Origin of the sequence: Aquabacterium sp. (assembly GCF_029946005.1) — a bacterium.
Taxonomy (GTDB): domain Bacteria; phylum Pseudomonadota; class Gammaproteobacteria; order Burkholderiales; family Burkholderiaceae_C; genus Aquabacterium.
Genome location: NZ_JAQSDR010000012.1, coordinates 60536 through 80619 on the forward strand (window position 1 = coordinate 60536; position 20084 = coordinate 80619).

The 20084-nt window shown below is 57.8% G+C and carries 18 protein-coding genes; 9 read left to right on the plus strand and 9 right to left on the minus strand.

All coding sequences use genetic code 11. The annotated features are described in order from the left end of the window. Nucleotides 1-7: 7 nt before the first annotated feature. From PSV38_RS08500 to PSV38_RS08530, 7 genes are all read right to left on the minus strand, one after another. Nucleotides 8-1240 carry an oligosaccharide flippase family protein gene (locus tag PSV38_RS08500; RefSeq protein ID WP_300546555.1) on the minus strand — a complete coding sequence of 411 codons (1233 nt, stop codon included), beginning with the start codon at nucleotides 1238-1240 and terminating at the stop codon, nucleotides 8-10. A 12-nt stretch (nucleotides 1241-1252) separates the two neighbouring features. Beyond that, nucleotides 1253-1951 (minus strand): exosortase C-terminal domain/associated protein EpsI, encoded by a 699-nt coding sequence (locus PSV38_RS08505; RefSeq protein ID WP_300546557.1) that lies wholly within the window; start codon nucleotides 1949-1951, stop codon nucleotides 1253-1255. A 22-nt stretch (nucleotides 1952-1973) separates the two neighbouring features. Beyond that, the gene (locus PSV38_RS08510; RefSeq protein WP_300546558.1) at nucleotides 1974-2843 is read right to left on the minus strand and encodes a polysaccharide biosynthesis tyrosine autokinase; all 870 of its coding nucleotides are present in this window, start codon (nucleotides 2841-2843) and stop codon (nucleotides 1974-1976) included. Nucleotides 2844-2861: 18 nt separating this feature from the next. Continuing rightward, nucleotides 2862-4295 (minus strand): chain length determinant protein EpsF, encoded by a 1434-nt coding sequence (epsF, locus tag PSV38_RS08515; RefSeq protein WP_300546560.1) that lies wholly within the window; start codon nucleotides 4293-4295, stop codon nucleotides 2862-2864. A 24-nt stretch (nucleotides 4296-4319) separates the two neighbouring features. Next, nucleotides 4320-5237, minus strand: coding sequence for an exosortase B (gene xrtB / locus PSV38_RS08520; protein ID WP_300546562.1), 918 nt, complete (start codon nucleotides 5235-5237; stop codon nucleotides 4320-4322). Between the two features lie 40 nt (nucleotides 5238-5277). Further along, nucleotides 5278-6210, minus strand: a complete 933-nt coding sequence (locus PSV38_RS08525) for a GDP-L-fucose synthase (protein WP_300546564.1) — start codon at nucleotides 6208-6210, stop codon at nucleotides 5278-5280. A gap of 177 nt (nucleotides 6211-6387) precedes the next feature. Next, the gene (locus tag PSV38_RS08530; RefSeq protein ID WP_300546566.1) at nucleotides 6388-7182 is read right to left on the minus strand and encodes a WecB/TagA/CpsF family glycosyltransferase; all 795 of its coding nucleotides are present in this window, start codon (nucleotides 7180-7182) and stop codon (nucleotides 6388-6390) included. A 314-nt stretch (nucleotides 7183-7496) separates the two neighbouring features. On the opposite strand from PSV38_RS08530, the gene PSV38_RS08535 reads away from it, so the two are divergent. The 9 genes from PSV38_RS08535 (at nucleotide 7497) to PSV38_RS08575 (ending at nucleotide 17634) form a co-directional block, all read left to right on the plus strand. Then, complete coding sequence (locus PSV38_RS08535) at nucleotides 7497-8648, plus strand: glycosyltransferase family 4 protein (RefSeq protein ID WP_300546568.1); 1152 nt, start codon at nucleotides 7497-7499, stop codon at nucleotides 8646-8648. 86 nt (nucleotides 8649-8734) lie between these two features. Then, a complete protein-coding gene (xrtB, locus tag PSV38_RS08540; protein ID WP_300546570.1) occupies nucleotides 8735-9637 on the plus strand; it encodes an exosortase B in 903 nt (300 codons plus the stop codon). A gap of 22 nt (nucleotides 9638-9659) precedes the next feature. After that, the gene (gene epsI, locus PSV38_RS08545; protein WP_300546572.1) at nucleotides 9660-10358 is read left to right on the plus strand and encodes an exosortase-associated protein EpsI, B-type; all 699 of its coding nucleotides are present in this window, start codon (nucleotides 9660-9662) and stop codon (nucleotides 10356-10358) included. Between the two features lie 11 nt (nucleotides 10359-10369). Further along, a complete protein-coding gene (gene gmd, locus PSV38_RS08550) occupies nucleotides 10370-11500 on the plus strand; it encodes a GDP-mannose 4,6-dehydratase (RefSeq protein WP_300546575.1) in 1131 nt (376 codons plus the stop codon). 35 nt (nucleotides 11501-11535) lie between these two features. Further along, nucleotides 11536-12831: a hypothetical protein gene (locus PSV38_RS08555; protein ID WP_300546577.1), complete on the plus strand. Its 1296-nt coding sequence runs from the start codon at nucleotides 11536-11538 to the stop codon at nucleotides 12829-12831. Next, entirely contained in the window at nucleotides 12828-14039 is a 1212-nt protein-coding gene (locus PSV38_RS08560; protein WP_300546579.1) for a hypothetical protein, read from the plus strand. The genes PSV38_RS08555 and PSV38_RS08560 overlap by 4 nt, the downstream gene beginning before the upstream one ends. An 18-nt stretch (nucleotides 14040-14057) precedes the next feature. Further along, nucleotides 14058-15212: a glycosyltransferase gene (locus PSV38_RS08565; protein ID WP_300546580.1), complete on the plus strand. Its 1155-nt coding sequence runs from the start codon at nucleotides 14058-14060 to the stop codon at nucleotides 15210-15212. Between the two features lie 14 nt (nucleotides 15213-15226). Continuing rightward, nucleotides 15227-16474, plus strand: a complete 1248-nt coding sequence (locus tag PSV38_RS08570; protein ID WP_300546582.1) for a hypothetical protein — start codon at nucleotides 15227-15229, stop codon at nucleotides 16472-16474. 11 nt (nucleotides 16475-16485) lie between these two features. Further along, nucleotides 16486-17634: a glycosyltransferase family 4 protein gene (locus PSV38_RS08575; RefSeq protein WP_300546583.1), complete on the plus strand. Its 1149-nt coding sequence runs from the start codon at nucleotides 16486-16488 to the stop codon at nucleotides 17632-17634. Between the two features lie 6 nt (nucleotides 17635-17640). Here the strand turns inward: PSV38_RS08575 and PSV38_RS08580 are convergent, their stop codons facing one another. Together PSV38_RS08580 and epsF (PSV38_RS08585) are read right to left on the minus strand one after the other, a co-directional pair. Beyond that, nucleotides 17641-18561 carry a polysaccharide biosynthesis tyrosine autokinase gene (locus PSV38_RS08580; protein WP_300546585.1) on the minus strand — a complete coding sequence of 307 codons (921 nt, stop codon included), beginning with the start codon at nucleotides 18559-18561 and terminating at the stop codon, nucleotides 17641-17643. Nucleotides 18562-18567: 6 nt separating this feature from the next. Beyond that, nucleotides 18568-20016, minus strand: a complete 1449-nt coding sequence (gene epsF, locus PSV38_RS08585) for a chain length determinant protein EpsF (protein WP_300546586.1) — start codon at nucleotides 20014-20016, stop codon at nucleotides 18568-18570. Nucleotides 20017-20084 lie beyond the last annotated feature (68 nt).

Below are 20084 nucleotides of genomic sequence, written 5' to 3' on the forward strand. Positions count from 1 at the left end.
CGAGGGTCTATCGAGTTTTCTGGTGAACAATGGCCGCCATGCTCAAGGCCAGGAAGCATTGGCAGGCATAGGCCGAGATGACGGCGCCCATCCACGAGTAGTGCTGAATCAGCACAAAATTCAGCAGCACTGCCAGCACCGCCGCAAAGATCTGCACCATGCTCCTGGCCCGCTGATGGTTGGCAGCGGCCAGGGCATCAGACATGGCGCTTTGCATGAACAGGGGTATGGGCAAAAAGGCCAGAGCGCGCATGATGTCAACGGACAAAGCGTATTTCGGGCCAATGACCAGGGGTAGCAGCGGTGCCAGGGCATAAATCATAATGCCCACGGCCGTTCCGTAGAGGACGCCCACCACCATGGCACGTCTGGCAATGCGTGCTGTTTCTGCAAGACCATGCGTGCCGCCGGCCCGGTACATCTTGGCTTGCAAGGCCAGCAGGCCTGCGGTCAGTGGCGTGGTGGCCATGTAGACCAGCCTGAAGGCGGCCGTGTAGGCGCCGTTGATGCTCATGGGTTCGAAGCGCGGCAGGATGGCTTTGTCGATGTCGATGTAGACCCCGCGTGCGGCAAATCCCATCGAAAAGAACACGCCCTGCTTGATGTCAGTGCGCATTTTCGGGAAGTCGATGCTCATGCCCTTGGTGGTCTTGAGTGTGTAGCTCATGATCAGCACGGTGGCCAACCCACCACCCACGATGTGAGCCAGTGCCCAGTCACGGGCGGTTTGCAGGCCCAGCTGCATCAATACCAAGGCGCCCACAAACCGCAAGCTGCTTTGCAGCACCAGGAACTTGCTGGCCACGGCGTGGCGGTCCAGCCCGAAGAACACGTGCTGCGAGATGTCGACCGCTTTGGTGAAGACGAGTTCAGAGATGCAGAACAGGAAGGCGATCAGCAGAAAGCCAGGGTCATCATCCCAGATGTAGAAGCCGGCCAGCACCAGGGCCGTGAGCACGGACCCTGACAGCAGGCCCGCAGTCAGCGAGTTGCCATACAACCGAGCGATGGCCTGTTCGCCCCGGGCCAGCTGCATCACCATCATGTTGGCGGTGCCCAGCCCGGAAAAGGGCAGCAAGGCCGCCGTGATGGCCAGGATACCGGCCACCTTGCCAAATTCATGGGGGCCCAGGGTGCGTGCCACCACCAGCAGTTGAAACCCCTGCACGGCGGCCACGCCTAACTGACCCAGGATCAGCGGTAATACATTAGTTTTGAAAAATGCCAACCGCTGGTTCACACACAGGCCATTTCAGCGAACCAACAGGGTGCGTGCTTCAGCGGGGGAGGCGCTGACCATGGCTGCGGCAAACTTTTCCTGCCGTTGAAACAATTCATCGACATTGGTGCCGGGGACTACGCGTTGCGACACCCGCACCAGCACCCCATCGGTGATGCGCCCTGCCATGCCTTCCTTGAGGATGTGCAGGCGGGTTTCCCAGGCGTTGCCGCTGTAGGTGCCGCCCAGGCGAATCCAGTAGCTGACGGCTTCCAGGTTGCCGTTGCGGTCTTTGGCCATCAGCCGCTTGCCGGTGACCGGGTGGCCATCCGGGGTGCTCAGCGGGAAGGTGACGTCGGTGAGGGATTCCACCGTGAAACCTTGGGCGGGGTAGCAAAGCTCCGGCCGATGGATCTTGACTTCCTGGCGTTGGCGTTTGCCCCAGGCGAGCGCCACCTGGATCATGTGGCCGGTGTCATCGACGTAGCTGCGCATGACACTTTGATCGTAGGGCTGGTCGTAGGTGGTCTCGCCGGTGCTCAAGGACACTTGCACCCGGGGGTTGGGCAGCTCGCGCCATGGGCCGATCTGACGAGGCACTGAGCTCTCCAGGATGGATGCATTTTGGATTTCGTGCACGGTGGGGGTGGCCACCATGGCCAGGACCGCGGAGGCCCCCAAAATGACCGAGACGATGACGCTTCGCACGAGGGTGGATGACGACGATTTCATGACGTTTCAGCCTTGCCTTTACTCAGGCGTTGAACTCGTTGAGGATGACCCCAGCGAAGTCTTGTCCGCGTTTGCCGAGCGTTGCGACCAATTGCTTCATGGCCGGGACTGCGGTTTGGCCCTTGCGACCAAGGGCGACCGATGCACCGCATTTGGCCGCCACCACCCGTGCATCAGCGCCATGGCTGAAGGCAGGTGTGTCGACCAGCACATAGTCAAACTTGCTGACCAATTCATTGAGCAGGAGGTCGAACACGGGGCGCTGGATCAACTCAAGGGGGTTGGGAGGGACCACGCCCACTGGCAGCAAGAACAGGCTGGGCAATGCGTCAATTGGACGGATGACATTGGTTTCGTTGCGGCCGGAAAGAATGCCGCTCAGGCCCGTCTTGGGGTTCTCGATGCCAAAGATTTCGTGCAGGCGGGGTGTGCGCATGTCGGCGTCTACCAGCAAGGTGCGGCCGCCCAGTTGGCTGAAGGCTACGGCCAGATTGGCCGCGAAGAAGGACTTGCCATCTCCAACGTTGGGGCTGCAGATGGCCAGGGCCTTGCGAGGATCCTGGTCCGCGAACAGGTTGCTGATCAACTGGCTGCGCACGTCGCGGAAGAACTCTGAGGCGGCATCAAACGGCTTGGTGGCCACCACCAGTTCGGCGCAGACGGCGGTACCGCCTTCGGCCTGATAGGGGTAATGAAACTGTTGCGACAGGGCCCACAGCACGTCTTCGCGCTTGATGAAGCCCAGGGCCACGGCGGCCTCGCCAAATTTGAGGCCGGTTTTTTGCTGATGCGCCAGGATCTGAGAGACTTGGCTTGCTGACAAATTATTGGCCTCGGCGATGATGTCGCCGATGGATTTGTCGCCAGTACCTGATGTTTGAAAGTCGGTCATGCTGAATGTCTGGTGAGTTCAGGAAGATTGTCCGGGCGCGGACAATTCAGGCAAACCGCGTTGGGTGCCTAGGCGTGGAGAAGACCCCAATGGCAATTTGCGGCCCCGCTTGGCCTCTGATACGGCGGGCATCGAGCCTAACAATGAGGCGCCCAAGGTCTCTGTGACGTCCTCTTCCAGCCGAAGTTTGCGGTTCATGAGTTCTCGGAGGATGGCGGCCCCAATGCCGAGCAAGGTGCCCAGGATGACCGACACGATGGTGTTCAGGATCAGGCGTGGTGACGATGCCTTGGCGGGCGGGGTGGCCATCTTCAGCAACGAGACGTTGGTTTGGTTGGTGTTGCTTTCAAGGGTGGTTTGGGCCAGCCGCCCTTGCAGCGCGTCATAAGAGCGCTGGGCATTTTCAACGTCCCGCTGCAGGACGGCGGCATCGTCACGTTGCTTTTTGAGAGTCATCAGCTTTTCACGCTGGGCTTCCAGGGTGGTGCGGAACTGGCGCTCGCGCTGCAGATTGACGTTGCTGGAAATGCCCATGCTGGCCCGGGCCGCGCGGGTTTCCGACTCAAGCTTGACTTGCAGCTCGCTGATGTTGGCCTGCAGTTCCAGAACCTGGGGGTGGGCCGGACCAAACTTGGCGTTGAGTTCTTTCAGGCGAGCCTGTTGGCGTGACATGTCGGCGCGGAGGCCGGCCACCACGGGACTGCCCAGTACTTCGGGGCTGTTCGCGCCAGATTGCGCATTGCGGCTTTGTGCATCGGCAGTTTGGGATTGCATGGCGACCAATTGGGCGGACAACTCGCCGAGCCTGGCGGTTTCGACGTCCAGTCGTTCATCGGTGGCCAGAATGCCTTTGCTGCGTTGATATTCGGACAGCCGGGTTTGGGCTTCTTCCAACTGTTGGCGGGCTTGCTTGATCTGCTCGTCAAACATCTTGGAGAATTGCCGGGCGGGTTCGATGCGCATGTCCAGACTGGTCTGGATATAGGCCCGAATATAGGCATTGGCCATGGCCGACGCAAATGAGGGGTCCACGGCAGTGTATGAAATACTGATGATGCTGGATTCTTTGCCGGGCGAAACGTCCAGATTCTTTTGCAGGATGTCGGAGAGCCAGGATTGGAAAGACCCTTGGCCTTGGGTGTCGTCCATCCACTGCTGACGCAGGTCGGAGTTTTCGGCCAGCTTGAGTGACTCGATGACTTTCTGCGAGACGCGTTCGCTCTGGAGCACGTCAATCTGGGTGGCGACATACCCGGGCAGCAGGGCATTCTGCATCGCCATGCCACTGATGGGGTCTGAGGCACGGAAGTCGATCAGGACGACCCCGCTGGCGGTGTATTTTTTGGGCAGCAGCAAACTGAGCGCAATCGCCAAGGACACGGTGGCCACCAAGATGGTGACCAGAATGATCCATCTGGCTTTGAGTATGGAAATAAACTGATTGAAGCTCATGATTTTTGATTTGTGCTGATCGATTTAAGCGACCGAAGCTTCGTTCTTCGGCGGTTTTGGCTCAGTGATGAAAAGACCTAAAATGGAATCCGTACCGATGGTGAGTAAGGTCGCTACCATGAACAGCACAATACCTGCAAAGTCGTGAACAAAACCCTGCCCGACGGCATCGCCAAAATAGTAAGTGACCAAGACCAGTGTCACCACTCGGATGACGTTTGACGCAAAAGAGATTGGCAAAATCAACACGGCCAACAAACTGTTGCGCAGTTGATTGGTGTGTTGGGCAACACTCATGTAAAAAACGCCAATCGCTTCAAGTGCAAAAATGGAGTTTAGCCCGGCGCAGGCGTCGGCGACCAGCAATTGGTAGGGCCCGATGGTAAGAACCACGCCAGACCGCCCGATGGGATAGCCTGCCCAATACAGGACGTGCTCGGCAGTGTAGGACACGGCTTGTTTCAGTGGCGCTGTGACTTGGTCAACCACCGAGCCGGGCACCGGAATCATGAAGATGATGAAAAACAGCGGGAACCACATGACCCGCAGGCCAGCCCAGCCCCGGTACAGCAGGAATATCCCGGCCAGAACCAGCAGTTGGGAGCCGACATCAATGAACAGGATGTCTTGCGAATGGCCCAAGATGTACAGCAACAGGCCGACGGTCAAGGTGAACGCACCGGCCATGTTCGCCGGTGCGCTGCTCAAGGCCACGAATTTTGGCCACCGCTGCCAGATGAGCCAAAGCATGAGCGCCAGAATCACCGGGCCGTGCCCTTGCCCCACGACGTTCCAGATGGTCTTGTCCAGAATCACGTAGGTAGGAACGTACAGCGCCAGGAGACCTGCCAGCACAAGCCCCAGTTCAAACATGTTGAAGCTGGGCGCGTTTGCACTGGAGAGGCTGGAGGGTACGGTTGGGGTCACGGTGGCCTGTGTCATGCAAGAATAATTCCAAGTGTATAGGGCCGACTGTTGCTGTTCACGCGGCGGTGCGTTTGAGATAGTCCTGATAGGCCAGTGCAATGCCTGTCTGCAGGGTGGTCTTGGCCTGCCACCCCAGACCGGACAAGCGAGAAACATCCATCAGCTTGCGTGGGGTTCCGTCAGGCTTGGTGGTGTCAAAGCTCAGATTGCCTTCAAATCCAACGACCCTGACGACGGTTTGTGCCAGTTCGCGGATAGTGATGTCTTCACCAGTTCCAATGTTGAGCAGAGGGCCGTCGTAGCCTTGTTCCATGAGGTAAACGCAGGCGTCGGCCAAGTCATCGGCGTACAAGAACTCTCGCATTGGCGAGCCCGTGCCCCAAACGACCAGCGATTGGTCGCCCCGCAGTTTGGCCTCGTGGGCTTTGCGGATCAGTGCAGGGAGAACGTGGCTGTTGTTCAGGTCGTAATTGTCGTTGGGCCCGTAAAGATTGGTAGGCATGACGCTGATGTATTGCCGCTGGTACTGGTCGTTGTAGGCATCGCACAACTTGATGCCGGCGATTTTTGCAATGGCGTAGGGCTCGTTGGTGGGCTCAAGCTCACCCGTGAGCAGGGCAGTTTCCTGGAGGGGCTGTGGCGCCAGCTTTGGGTAGATGCAGCTGGAACCCAGGAACATGAGGCGCTGCACCCCCGCGACGTGGGCGGCGTGGATGAGGTTGGCCTCAATCATCAGATTTTGGTAGAGAAAGTCGGCCCGGTAGGTGTTGTTCGCCTGGATGCCACCTACTTTGGCTGCCGCGATGAATGTGTAGCTGGGCTGCTCGGCGTGCATGAAGGCTTGGACCGCACGTTGGTCGAGCAGGTCCAGTTCATGGCGTTGGCGTGTGACGATCTGGGTGTAGCCGGAGGATTGCAGGCGGCGCACGATGGCCGATCCCACCATGCCGCGATGACCAGCGACGAAGATTTTTGCAGCTTTGTTCATATGAATGCGTTGAGTCAGGGGCAGATCCCTGCAGTTAGGCAAAGGTTCAATGCAATCTGTCACTAAACGTGCCCAACCGGGTGGTGGGGTCTGTGTTAACCGAGAGTTTAATCAGGCAAAAAAAAGCCCCGCCTTTGAAGGTGGGGCTGTTGTTGGCGGGCCTCGCGGGTGGATTGGCTAGCCTTTTTGCTGTTTGGGATCTCGCCCAAACACTGCACGGGCTGCGAGCTTGGCCATGAAAACGCTGTTGGTTTCAAGGTAACGGCGTGCGAGGCGGCGGGGTTCGCAGACGAAGCGGTACAGCCATTCCAGGCCACGTTGCTGCATCCAGGCGGGGGCGCGGCGGAGCGTGCCAGCATGGTAGTCAAAAGCGGCGCCAACACCCACCATGACCGCCTTGACGGCGCCACGGTGCTCGGACATCCAGATTTCTTGTTTGGGGCAACCCAGGCCCACAAATACGACATGGGCGCCTGAAGCATTGATTTTTTGGGTGTATTCGGCGTCTTCCTGCTCGGTCAACTTGCGGAAGGGGGGCGAAACCATGCCAGCGATCTTCAACTTGGGGAACTTGGCCATCATCCGGCCGCGCAACTTGGCCAGGGTGTCGTCCACGCTGCCGTAGAAAAACACGGATTGGCCGCTGCGCTCGGCTTCTGCCAGGTAGCGCAGCATCAAGTCAGGGCCGCTGATGCGTTGTTGCTCGGTAAACCCTTCTTTGCGCATCATCCAGGCGATGGGGGCGCCATCGGGCAAGGCCATGTCCGCCTGGTTGATCACGTTGGCGAATTGCGCGCTTTGGCTCCCGGTCACCACGGAGTGCACATTGCACAAGGTGACATAGCGAGACTGATGCTCCGCTGCCCAGTCGGCGATGCGGCTGATGGCGTCATCCCAGGAAGTGGCGTCAATGAACGTGTCAAGGACGTACGCGCCGCTACGGATGATCTTCTTCTTCGCTTTTGGTTTCAAGCCGCCCAACACCTGTTCCCGCTCCAAGAACGACAGAGATGGGTAACCGAAATTTGGATCTGGATGTCTCATAGGACGCCCACCAGGGGTTGTTGTTGATGCCCGCAACTTCTTGGGCACATGGGATGAATTTTAAAGGAGGGGTCATGCGCGCTACTTCAGGGTTAGCGCGTGGTCTGGCAAAAAGCCGAGTCGGAAAGCGCTGGCATTTATCACGAAGTGGTTGAATGGAGTGCTTTTAATCCGGGAAGTTCCGGGGGTGGGGTCTGGGCGACAATGCGGCGGGGTTGACCCGGGCGGCAGGATGGTCGTGGATGAGAGTCTTGATGGTGCACAACGCCTACCAACAGCGGGGTGGCGAGGACAGTGTGGTTGAGTCGGAAGTGGCGCTCTTGCGCCAACATGGGCATGAAGTGCATGTCTATGAGCGTCACAACGACGAGGTCGGGCAAACGCCGAAATGGCAGTTGGCGGCGGGAACGGTATGGTCGTCGCGGACGGTGCGAGACGTCCAGGCCCTGATTGCGGGGTTCAAGCCTGACGTCATGCATGTGCACAACACCATGCCTTTGGTGTCGCCGTCGGTTTACTGGGCGGCCCAGAAGTTGGGCGTTCCTGTGGTGCAAACCTTGCACAATTTCCGACTTTTGTGCCCGCAGGCCATGTTCGTGCGGGAAGGGCGTGTGTGCGAGGACTGCCTGGGCAAGGTGCCCTGGCGAGGGGTGCTTCACAAGTGCTACCGGGGGTCGCGAATTCAGTCTGCAGTGATGGCGGGCATGTTGACCACGCACCGTGTTCTGGGGACTTTTGCGACCAAGGTGGACAAGTTCATTGCGCTGAACGAGTTTTGCCGCGCCAAGATGATTGAAGGTGGGCTGGATGGCGATCGCATCAGCGTCAAGCCCAATTTCGTGGATTGGCAGCCCGCGCCTCGGTGGGATCAGCGGGTTGGGGGTTTGTACCTTGGCCGCCTGACGCCTGAAAAGGGCATGGATGTTTTGTTGCGGGCTTTGGTGCGCCAGCCTGGTCTGCGGGTCAGGGTGGTGGGTGGCGGGCCCATGGCGGAGGTTGTGACGGGGGCTTCAGGGGTTGATTACCTGGGGTTTTTGCCTTTGACCGAGATTTGGGGTCATTTGTCCACGGCCAGTTACATGGTGGTGCCCAGTGTCTGGTATGAGGGTTTCCCCCGAACCATCGTGGAGGCTTTTGCCAGCGGTGTGCCGGTGATTGCCAGCCGCCTGGGCTCGCTGGCCGAGGTGGTGACCGATGGGAAAACCGGCTTGTTGTTCAACCCGGGTGACGATGAGGATCTGGCGGCCAAGTTGGCTTGGGCGGAATCACACCCACAGGCAATGATTCGAATGGGGCAGGCGGCACGCGAGGAGTACGAAGCGCGCTATACCCCGGAGCGCAATTGTGCTGAATTGATTGAAATTTATCGGTCGGCCATGGCTCAATCAGGGTAATCCGAGCGAACTTTTTGCGCGGATCGGTAACAATCACCGGTGCCGACCCCGGGTGGTTGGCTTCATTGCTTTTTTGTCTGTGGTCTATGGCTCAATCAGCACCAACTTCCGGGGCGTTTCCCAGCGCTCAATCGCCTGTCAAGTTTCCGGTGTGGTCGCTGGTCGTTTTTTGCCTGGCATTCGGGGTCATGTACGTTCCTACGTTCGCGACCCTGGCCAACACCACTTGGGCCACGGACGAGCAAGGACACGGTCCTTTGATCCTGGCGGCCTGTGCCTGGCTGCTTTGGGGAATGCGCAACGATTTGTTTGGCCGGCCCGCCAAGCCGGCGCTGGTGCCTGGCTTTTTGCTGTTGTCGCTTGGGCTGGCGATGTACGTTGTGGGGCGTTCGCAGCGGGTCATCGAGTTTGAAGCAAGTTCCCTGATCCTGATCCTGGTGGCCTGCCTGCTTTTGATTCAGGGTGTGGCGGCCGTTCGCCGGGCTTGGTTCCCGTTGCTGTTCCTGCTGTTCATGGTGCCTTTGCCGGGCGCGTTTGTGCAGGCCTTGACGTTGCCGCTGAAAAGCGTGGTGTCCATGGTGGCCGAGCAGGTGCTGTATTGGGCGGGTTATCCCATCGGTCGCAATGGCGTGACCTTGACGATCGGGCCTTATCAATTGCTGGTGGCCGACGCGTGCTCGGGGTTGAACTCGCTGTTCACGCTCGAAGCCTTGGGCTTGCTGTACATGAACATCATGAACTACAAGTCCAAGGCCCGGAACGTGATCCTGGCCGTGGGCATCATCCCCATTTCCTTCATCGCCAATGTGACGCGCGTGATCATCCTGGTGTTGATCACCTACTACCTGGGCGACGAGGTGGGCCAAGGTTTTGCGCACGAGTTCGCGGGCTTGGTGTTGTTCAGCGTGGCATTGGTGCTGACCTATGGGTTGGATCGTTTGCTCGCGGCTCGGTTTGACGACATGGGAGGTGCGCGCGATGGCCGCTGATGTGATGACAACCCCTGCGAGCGTGTCTAGACGCTTGCCTTTGGCGATTTTTCTGGCAGCCGGCCTGATGTTGGGCGGGGCAGCCGCTTCGGTCTGGCTGAAGCCCACCAAGATGATGGCCGATGGAAAGCCGCCCGTCGTGCTGCACACCGTGGTGCCCGAAAGCTTTGGTGATTGGCGCGTCGATCCAAGCATTATCCCGGTGCTGCCCGATCCCACCGTGCAAAACAAGCTGGATGCGCTTTATTCCGAGACGCTCAATCGCACTTACATCAATCCGAGCGGCCAGCGGATCATGTTGTCGATTGCCTATGGGCGAAATCAGAACTCGGAATCCACGGCGGCCCACCGTCCCGAGTTTTGCTACGTGTCGCAAGGTTTCACAATCAAGGGTTTTGGCAAGGAGCATGTGGCATTGCCTGCTCATTCCTTGAATGTGGTGCGGCTGGAGGCTCAGGCTGATCGCCGCATTGAGCCCATCACCTATTGGGTGACGCTCAACGAGGAGGCCTCAACGCCTGGCCTCGATCGTAAGTTGCAGCAATTGCGTTATGGCCTGCAGGGGTTCATTGTCGATGGGATGCTGATGCGCATCTCGTCGCTGACCGATCTGGCCGCTTCGTCGGGTGGCAAGCCTGACTACCGGCTGCATGACCAGTTCATCGCGGATCTGGAAAAGGCCATGACCCCCGGCTTCAGGCCTCGTTTCTTTGGTTCTTGATGGTGTCTGACATGACAAAAAAAATAGCGTTGATCACTGGGGTGACAGGGCAAGATGGTTCGTATCTGGCCGAGTTCCTGCTCAAAAAAGGCTACGAGGTGCATGGCATCAAACGCCGCTCCAGCCTGTTCAACACCGACCGGATCGACCACCTGTACCAGGATCCGCACGTTGACAACCGCAACTTCATCCTGCACTACGGCGATCTGACCGACTCGACCAGCCTGGTCCGCATCATGCAAAAGGTGCAGCCGGACGAGGTTTACAACCTGGCCGCGCAGTCGCACGTGGCCGTGAGCTTTGAAGAGCCCGAGTACACGGCCAACGCCGATGGCATTGGCGCCTTGCGCTTGCTGGAGGCCATTCGCATCCTGGGCCTGGAGAAGAAAACACGCTTTTACCAGGCATCAACCTCCGAGCTTTATGGCCTGGTGCAAGAGATCCCCCAGAAGGAAACCACGCCCTTCTACCCGCGCAGCCCTTACGCGGTGGCCAAGCTGTACGCCTACTGGATCACGGTGAACTACCGCGAGGCCTATGGCATGTACGCCTGCAATGGCGTGCTGTTCAACCACGAAAGCCCGGTGCGCGGCGAGACCTTCGTGACGCGCAAGATCACGCGCGCCATCAGCCGCATCGCGCTGGGCCTGCAAGAGTGCCTGTTCCTGGGCAACATGAGCGCGCTGCGCGACTGGGGCCACGCGCGCGACTATGTCGAGATGCAGTGGTTGATGCTGCAACAAGACGTGGCCGAGGACTTCGTCATCGCCACCGGCGTGCAGTACAGCGTGCGCCAGTTCGTGGAGTTTTCTGCGAAAGAGCTGGGTGTGACGCTGGCTTTCGAAGGTGAAGGCGAACAAGAGGTGGGCAAAGTGGTGGCCGTGGAGCCGGTCAATGGTGAGCTGCTGGCCCGGTGCAAGGTGGGTGATGTGGTGGTGCGGGTTGATCCGCGCTATTACCGTCCGACTGAGGTGGAAACCTTGTTGGGTGATCCGACCAAGGCCAAGACCAAGTTGGGCTGGACGCCGGTCATCACGCTGCAGCAGCTGGTGGCCGAAATGGTCTTGAGTGACTACACGGCTGCCAAGCGCGACAGTTTGGTCAAGCAGGCCGGTTACCAGGCCTATGACTATCACGAATGATTGGGAGCCCGAAGCGTTCGGATGGTGGGGGCCGCATGTCTGAGGGGGCGGATCAGCGCAAGTTGCCGTTCCAGGGGGTTTCGCATTCGTTGGTTGACCAGGCCTTGCTGAGCATCAGCAATTTTCTGATTGGTCTGGCATTCATCAAGTTCGCGACGAAGCATGACTATTACGCCTACAGCCAACTGATTGGTTATGTGGCACTGACCCTGGCCATTCAGGCGGCGTTGGTCAACACCACCGCATTGACGCTGTTGCCTCAAAAACGTGGGCGGGAACGTGCTGAAGCCACCCATGTTTTCTTTGGCTTGCAGTTGTTTCTCAGTTCGACCCTGGCGATGGTCGGTGGCCTCTTCCTGTGGTTGACGCCTGCGGCGATTTCCATGGATGTCATAGAAATGCCCTTGGCGTTGGCCATGGTCTTGATGGTGTTGTCATCTTGGTTGCGGGAGTTTCTGCGCAATGTGCAGTTCATCAACATGAGGGCCGACATGTGCTTGCAGCAGGACATGGCCTATGTTTTCTTGCTGGCCATTGCCATTGGCACCCTCGTGGTTTCCCAGAATGTTCAAGCCGATGAAATGCTTTTGCTCATTGGGACAGCCGGCATCCTCAGTGCTTTGCCCTGGCTTCATCGGGCGTCGATCAAGCCTGTATTCAATTGGGTTCAGTGGTCTCGGCTGTGGTCAGAAATCTGGCCTTTGGCACGGTGGTCCTTGCCGGCAGGATTGGTGTCCTGGGCTTCCGGCAACGGTTACCTTTTGATTGGTGCGGCCGTCCTGGGGCCCGAGACCACGGCTGAAATCGTGGCGGCCAAATTGTTCATGGCGCCTTTGGGCACCATATTTTTGTCATGGGGCAATATCTTCAGGCCAAAGGTGAGCCACTGGATTTCCGTTGGGGCCAGGTCCGAAGTGGCTCGTTTAACCCAACTTTCAATTCTGGGCGTGGCAGGCGTGGTGTTGATTTATTTTCTGGCCATGGTGTTCGCGTATCCATTCCTGGATGCTCACCTGTTGGGTGACAAATACAAAGGTTTGCAGTTTGACATCGCATGGTGGGGCGTGTTTTTTGTGGCCAGCGGCGTGTCTTCAATCTGCAATGGCGTGCTGTTCGCTGGCGGGCATTTCAGGCAATCCTTTTATGCGGCGGCCGTGAGTTGTGTTTTGAGCATCCCCGCCATGTATTTTTCTGGCCAGGTGTTCTCCAAGGACGGCCTCATGTTTGGTGCTGTGCTGGGTGAGGCAGCTTATGCCCTTGTTCTATTTTTGGGTGTGAGGCGCATGATGCGTGGCGTGGCGGTGGGAAGAAACCTGGAGGTGCTGAAATGACGACACGTTCACCCTGGATGATGCCGAAGTTTTATGCGGCACCGATCTTTGTTGCCATGTGCTTGAAGTCGGGGGTTGATGCGTTCTTCGAGGTCAACGCAGTCAAGTACCTGTATTTGTTCCTTCTTGTGTTTGGGGTTTTCTTCCTTCGGACCGGAAAAGGGTTTGCGGGGATCAAGTCAAAAGCTTCTGGCGACTTGCAGTCTGTTCTGTGGGGACATGTGATCATTTACTTCACCTTTCTGGTGATGCTGATGATTTTTCAGAATGGGTCTCCGCAGCTGATATTCAAGATCGTCAGTCCATTCATATTTTTTGGTTTGGTGGTGGCCGCAGCAGACGAGAGCCTTCCATTTGCCATCGCGATTGGCGCGACCTTGAATATTTTAGCCAATGCGGCTTTGCTACCCTTTGACTACGGCTGGATCTATTGGGGTGGGCCACGCACTTTCAAGGGCTTTTATCTTTTCAAGACGGACTTGTCTTACAGCGTGACCACGTCATTGCTGATTTTTGCAGCATGGAACCGCTTCAGGTTGAACCCCGCCTACGTGGTTTTGGCATTGGTGGTGGTGGTGGAGGTGGTGCTGGCCAATTCACGGATGAATTACCTGACATTGGCCATCGTGCTGGCTTTTGTGGCTTTCAAGAATGGCACCAGACCACTCACTTTGTTGGCGTATGGCGCATTCCTCATCATTTTGGGATCGGCGGCCCTTTTGCTCTACGACTCTAACAAGCTGCTGGGCTTCGATACCAGCAACATGGAGAGTTTTACCCAAGGGCGTGACAAGGTGTTCGCGTTGCTGCTCAAGTATGGCCTCGGGACTTACACCGCCTTGGAATGGTTGTTTGGACGTGGCTTGTATGCCGACATGATGATCTTCATGGAAAACGTGGGCAGCGGGGCCGTTTTTGGTGCGCACAATGAGTACTTGTATCTGCTCATTACGCAGGGCATCACGGGTTTGGCCTTGAATGTGACGGCATGGGTGCTTCTCTACAAAATTTCCAAGACGGCGGGGCCCAGGCCCTGGGCTTCCGGATTGGCCGGGGTGGCATTTTTGATTTACATGGTGCAAGGCGCCACGACCACGATGTCGGTTTTTGCACTTAAAACCTGGCCGTTGGCCACAGTGCTGGCGCTCATATTCTTGTCAGACGATCGGAATCAGGAATCAAAGCCTGCTCCGGTCAAGATTTCCTAAGGAATGGTGGAGTTGGGTGTGAATGCTTCACCGGTGATCATTGCGTCCCTCATGCGGCTGGAAGGCACGACGGGGCTTCAAACCCACATGAGGGAGTTTGAATCCTTTCTGAAGGATCGGCGGCTGCCTTATGAGGTGGCCACCCCGTTTTACTCGTCGGGCGCTCCCGCACTGCATGTTTTCGTGGCATTGCGTTGGGTGTTGGAGGTGATTTGCAAGCCTGCGGCGGTCTGGTTATACCGGGCAGGGCACGCTTTTTTGTTGCGCTTGCGCTTGGCCCGTTTGATGGCGAAATACCCGCGTTGCGTGGTGTATGCGCAGTGCCCTCTGTCGGCGTCAGTCGCCTTGCGGTGCGTCAGGTCGCCTGAGCAGTTGGTCAGCCTGGTGGTTCATTTCAACCTGTCTCAGGCCGACGAGTGGATCGACAAAGGCGTGATCGCCGCCGATGGGCCGATGGCCCGCAGCATTCGGCGCCTGGATCAGGCCGTTCTGCCGCGTTTGCACAGCCTGGTGTATGTGTCCAGATTCATGCAAGAGGAGCTACCGCTGCGCGTGTCCGGCTTGCAATCGGTTCGGTCGGCCGTGATTCCCAATTTCGTGAAAGCGTTGCCCTCGGATAACGTGATGCCCGCCTTGCGTGGGCGCGACTTGGTGTCGATCGGAACGCTGGAGCATCGCAAGAATCAGCAGTTTCTGTTGCGCGTGGTCGCGTTGGCCAAGTCGAGTGGTCGTGTCGTGACCTTGACGCTGGTTGGTGACGGACCCGATCGCAAAACCCTGGAAGCGTTGGCGGCTGAGTTGGGCATTGCGGAGCAGGTGTTTTTTGCCGGCTTTTGCGCAGGTGCCCGGGCCTACATCCCCGGGCACAAGTTGTACGTGCATGCGGCCATCATGGAGAACCAGGGCTTGGCACTGATCGAGGCCTTGTCCGCCGGTGTTCCCATCCTGGCAGGAGGGGTCGGAGGCATCGTCGAGGTGTTCGACGAGGGCGTTGAGGGGCGGTTCTGGCCGCTCGATGACGCCGCGCGCGCGCGTGACGTGCTCCTTGACGTGCTGGAGAGGCCGGGGGCGCTGGAGCAGATGGGCCAAGCGGCAACGCGGCGTTTCCAGGCGCGCTTCGAGGCCAGCGTGGTCGGCCAGAAGTTGTACGACTTCTTGCTCGGCAAATCCTAGCAGGGGCCTTGAGCTTGTCGAAGTTGAAAAGAAGCAGCGACCTGTTTCAGCGCGGGCTTGTTTTCATCAACAGCCCGATGGCCATGGGCATCGTGGCGCAAGCATCGAGCAGCGGCGTTTCTTTTTTGCTGAATCTGGTGCTGGTGGCCACCTTGAGCCCGGACAGGTTTGGTGAGTATTCGGCCGCCATCACGGTGGTGTATTTTTTGTCGGGCTTGGGCGCTGCCTTGTGGACCACGCAAGTCACGGTGTTTGACGAAGCCACTGACGAGGTGGGGCGGCGAGTCCATTTCAAGGGTCATTTGCCCCCGTTCAAATGGATGACCGTTCTGACCGTGATGGCCTTGTTGTGGCTGGGCTTGAGCCATGCGCCGACCGGTGGCGCCAAGGTGATTTCCGCGCCGGTGGTGCTGTCCATCCTATTGTGCGCCTACGGTTTTTTCTTAAAGGAATATCTGGTTCGGTTTACCTACAATTCAAGCAGTTTGACCAACACGGCTGTTGCGCAGGTTTTGTTTGCGGTGACGTCGTTGACATGTTTTTTCTTGGTCAAGATTTTGAAAGTGGATCAGATCTTTGAGGGTGTTTTCATTTCTTTGGCGGCTGGTAATTTCGCAGCTTTTTTGTACATCTATGTCAGATTTGATTTCTTTAAAACAGAGGCCACGCCTGGCCTAAGTTTTGAAAAATACCTTCGCCCTGGTATGTATGGTGCGTTTTCACATGTGCTTTCATGCCTCCGAAATTATGGGTATGTTTACATATCCCCCATGTTCATCGGGATGAGGGGCTTGGCCGAGATCAACGCGGCAAGAATCACTACTTCGATTTCCAGTATCACCACACCGCCATTGACGCAAATCCATCAGGCCAAAATGATTCGCAAGGAGCCGGATGGTGCCATTCAGCGCAGTCGGCGGCAGATTTTGTTGGTCACAGTGCTTTCGTCATTGCCGATCGCGGCGGCGTACCCATACTTGAGCCAGACGGTTCTCAGCAAGTATGATGATTTGTTCTTGCTGGTGATGCTGTGGTGTGTTCAGGCCCTGGCAGCAGCTTATCGATCCACGCTCGAAGTCGAAATTCTGGTCCAGCACATGTTTCGTGTTCTCAGCATCACCAATGCCATTGCCCTGGTTTGCACGGTGGTGCTGGTGGTGGTGTTGAGCTATATGTTTGGCGCCACCGGGGCATTGATCGCTCTGATCGCGGCCGAGGTGATTGCATCGATCGCCTTCAAAGTATTGCAAAAGTTTTATTGAAATAAAAAATCATGTCCAGATTTCAGAACCCTGCCTCGCGGCGGATATGTTTTGTGGCCCCTTATCTAGGAGGCAATGGCAAGGCGCTGTATTGGGGGGCTCTTTTTGAGGGGCTGGTTGCCGGGGGCATGGCCGTGGAGGTATTGACGGGCCCACGATTTGACCGTGGCGAATGCCCCAGCATTGTTCAGAATGACACCGTGTCGTTTCGCCGCATCCTGGGGGTCACCATCCCATCGCCTTATGTTGTGGTGTCACTTCTGAAACTAAAATGTGACGCCATGCTGATTCTGGAATTCAGCATTTTGGCTTTGGTGGCCACGGTGTTGGCCCGGTTAAAAGGGCAGACGCGGTCTATTCTTCTGGTTGAGAATGCTCCTCAATTCACTTCTGCGAAAAGAGGTGGTGTTTTTAAATGGTTGAGGAAAATACAGTGCCGCTTGTGCACCGGGATCCTCACCAACAATGCCAAGGGATTTGAATATCTGGTGAGTGAACTGGGAGTCGATCCTTCCAAGATCACGGCGGCGGTCTACCTGACCTCGTCTCTCGCGGGAGCGGCGTTGCCTTTGAAACCAGACGTCCGGGGACGCACCATCAAATTTGCCTGCATTGGCCGACTCATCCCCGAGAAGGGTTTCATGGAGTTGGTGGACGAAGTGGCCTTGCTGAGCGAAAGCGAAAAGGAGCGGTTGGAAATCGACGTGTTTGGTGCCGGTCCGCTGATGAGCGTGTTGCAGAACAAGATCAATGGCGAGCGGTTGTCCGATGTCATCCGGTTGAACGGGAACATTCCGTATGCCGAGCTCGGAACTCGTTTGGGACAGGCTGATGCCTTCATCATGCCGACCTTGGGCGACTATCGATCGCTGGCCTCTTTTGAGGCCCTGTCCCTTGGGCTACCGCTCTTGATATCCGTTCATGACGGCGCCCACAGTGAGGTGTTGGGCGATGGCGGAAGTGGGGTGCTGATTGATCCCCTGTTGAGGGGCAGCATGGCCGGAGCGATTCAAGACATCTTAAAGCACCCTGAAAAGCTGGAGGTGATGAGGCGCAACGCCCTGAACAGGGCTCAGGCCTTCACGGTGGAGAAGGCGGTGTCCAACATCGCGATGGCCGTGGAAAAGGCCACGCTCAGGGGGCAGGGCTCAGCGCGCTGATGCTTGTCAGTATTCGTTGACGATGGCACCCACGAGTCTGGCGGAGCTCATTTTCACGGTGCGCACCAACTCTTGAAGCGCGGGAATCCGGCTTTGATTCTGGCGCGCCACGACGAGCGCCGCACCACACTTGGCGGCGATCACGGGGCCGTCAGTGCCTAGGCTCATGGCCGGGGTGTCCACGATGATGCGGTCGAACTTGGTCTTGAGCTCGCGCAGCAGCAGGCCCAGAGCGGGGCGCTCCAGGAGTTCAAGCGGGTTGGGCGGTGTGGGGCCGACCGGCAGCACAAACAGGTTGGGCAATTCCTTGACCGACTGGATGACCTTGGAGGCTGCGCGGCCCGACAGAATGGAGGACAGGCCCCCACTGCGGCTGGGCAGATTGAACAACTCGTGGATGCGCGGGTTGCGCATGTCCGCGTCGATCAGCAGCGTGCGGCCCGGAAGTTGAGAGAAGGCCACGGCCAGATTGGCGGCGAAATAGGTTTTGCCATCGCCACTGTCGGGGCTGAGGATGGCCAGCGCGGGGCGTGGGCCCTCGTCACTGTAGACCTTCATGATCAGGTGGCTGCGGATGGTGCGGAAGGCTTCGGCTTGAACGGTGAAGGGGCTGGCGCCCACGACCAATTCTGGATTCAGGCTGTTTTTGCCTTCAGAAGCGTACGGGTAGTGGAACTGCTGGGCCAGCGCCCAAAGTACATCGTCGGCATTGGCCAGACCCAGAGCCACGGCGGCTTCACCGAAGCGAACGCCATTGTCCTTTTGGTAGACCAGGATCTGTTCGATCTGTTCGGTGGACAGCTTGTTGGCTTCACTGATGATTTCGCCAATGGAGCGTTCACTGGACAATTGCTGCGTTTCCTGGAAGTCCGACGAAGCGTTGTCCTGCACGGAGCTGAAGCGTGATGCGTGGAAATTCGTGTTCATGTTCGTTCAGCCTTGAGCAGGTTCAATGTTGCTGTTGCTCAACGAGGGCGGTTGGGCTGCTCCCGGCGGTTTGCGGTTCAAGCTGAGGGCCATTTTGTTCTTGGCTTGCGAAGACGGTGACGGCAGCACGCCGACCACGGTCAACTCCAGGGCCTGTGCAATGTCCAGAGCGCCGCGCACACGACGATCGAACAACTCGACAGTCATGGCGGTCATCAAAGCCAGCAAGGTGCCCAGCACGACTGCAACCAGGACGTTCAGCACAACCCGGGGCGATGTGGCCGTGGTGGGTTCGGTGGCAGTGCTGAGCAGATAGATGCCCGATTGGCTGGCATTGCTTTCCAGGCTGGTTTGGCTGAGGCGAGCCTGGATGGAGTCGTAGATGCGCTGTGCGCTTTCGACCTCACGTTCCAGCACCTGGAGTTCGTAACGGGCATCTTTGAGCTTGAGCACGCGCTGGCGCTGATCGTCAAAGGCGGCGACCGCTTGGGCTTCTCGGCTGCTGGCCATTGAGCTATTTATGCGAGTGCTGCCAGTCACGCGCGCTGTTTCAGCGCGCAGGCGGCTGCGCAATGTGTTGATGCTGGCGCGTGCTTCCTGAACGGTGGGATGAGCATCCCCATATCTTTCTGACAGCTCTTGCAGTCGGCCTTCCTGGCGAACGAGGTCAGACTTCATGGTTGAAATCACAGTGTTGTTGAGCACGTCCTGCATCTGATCTGGATTGCTGTTGGCTTGGCTGCTTCTTGTGCCTGTTTCGGCCTTCAGGGCACGCAAGCCGGTGACTTGTGCCGCAAGATCCGTCAGGCGAGCGGTTTCAACGTCCAAGCGTTCTTCGGTGGCCACGATGCCTTTTTCTCTTTGGGCGCTGGCCAATCGGCTTTGGGCTTTTTCCAGCTTCTCGCGTGCCAGTCGCGCGCGCTCTTCAAAGAATTCGGCATATTGACGGGCCGGGTCCACGCGGATCTGCACGGTGGAGTCGATGTAGGCCTTGGCGAAGGAGTTGGCCAAGGCGGCGGAGAAACCAGGCTCGGCACCTTCGTAAATGATTTCGATGACGTTGGATTCGCGCGATGGCTTGACTTCCAGGCCGCGGCCGATGACGGTGGCCAGCCAGGCGGTGTAGTCACCCTTGCTGTCGGTTTCTTTTTCCCAACGTTGGCGCATCACGGGGTTGTCGGTGAGCTTGAGGGTGCGCACCACTCGCTGCGCCACACTGGGGCTTTTGATGATGTCGACCTGGGTGGCCAGATAGCCACTGGCCATCATCATGCCGCCGCCGCCCAAGGCGGATACCGGATCTGGCCTAACGTCGGCCATGACGGTGGCGCTGGCGGTGTAGGTTTTTGGCAGGATCAGACTGATGACCAAGGTCGCAATGACAGAAAATGTTAAAACCGCCAATGCCAAAATCCAGCGGGCTCGGATAATTCTTAGAAATTGATTGAACGTCATGCAGCGTACTCCTGGGCCATCCCCGGATTGTATTGAGTGATGGCTGCGCTCTGCTGTCAAAAAAGACG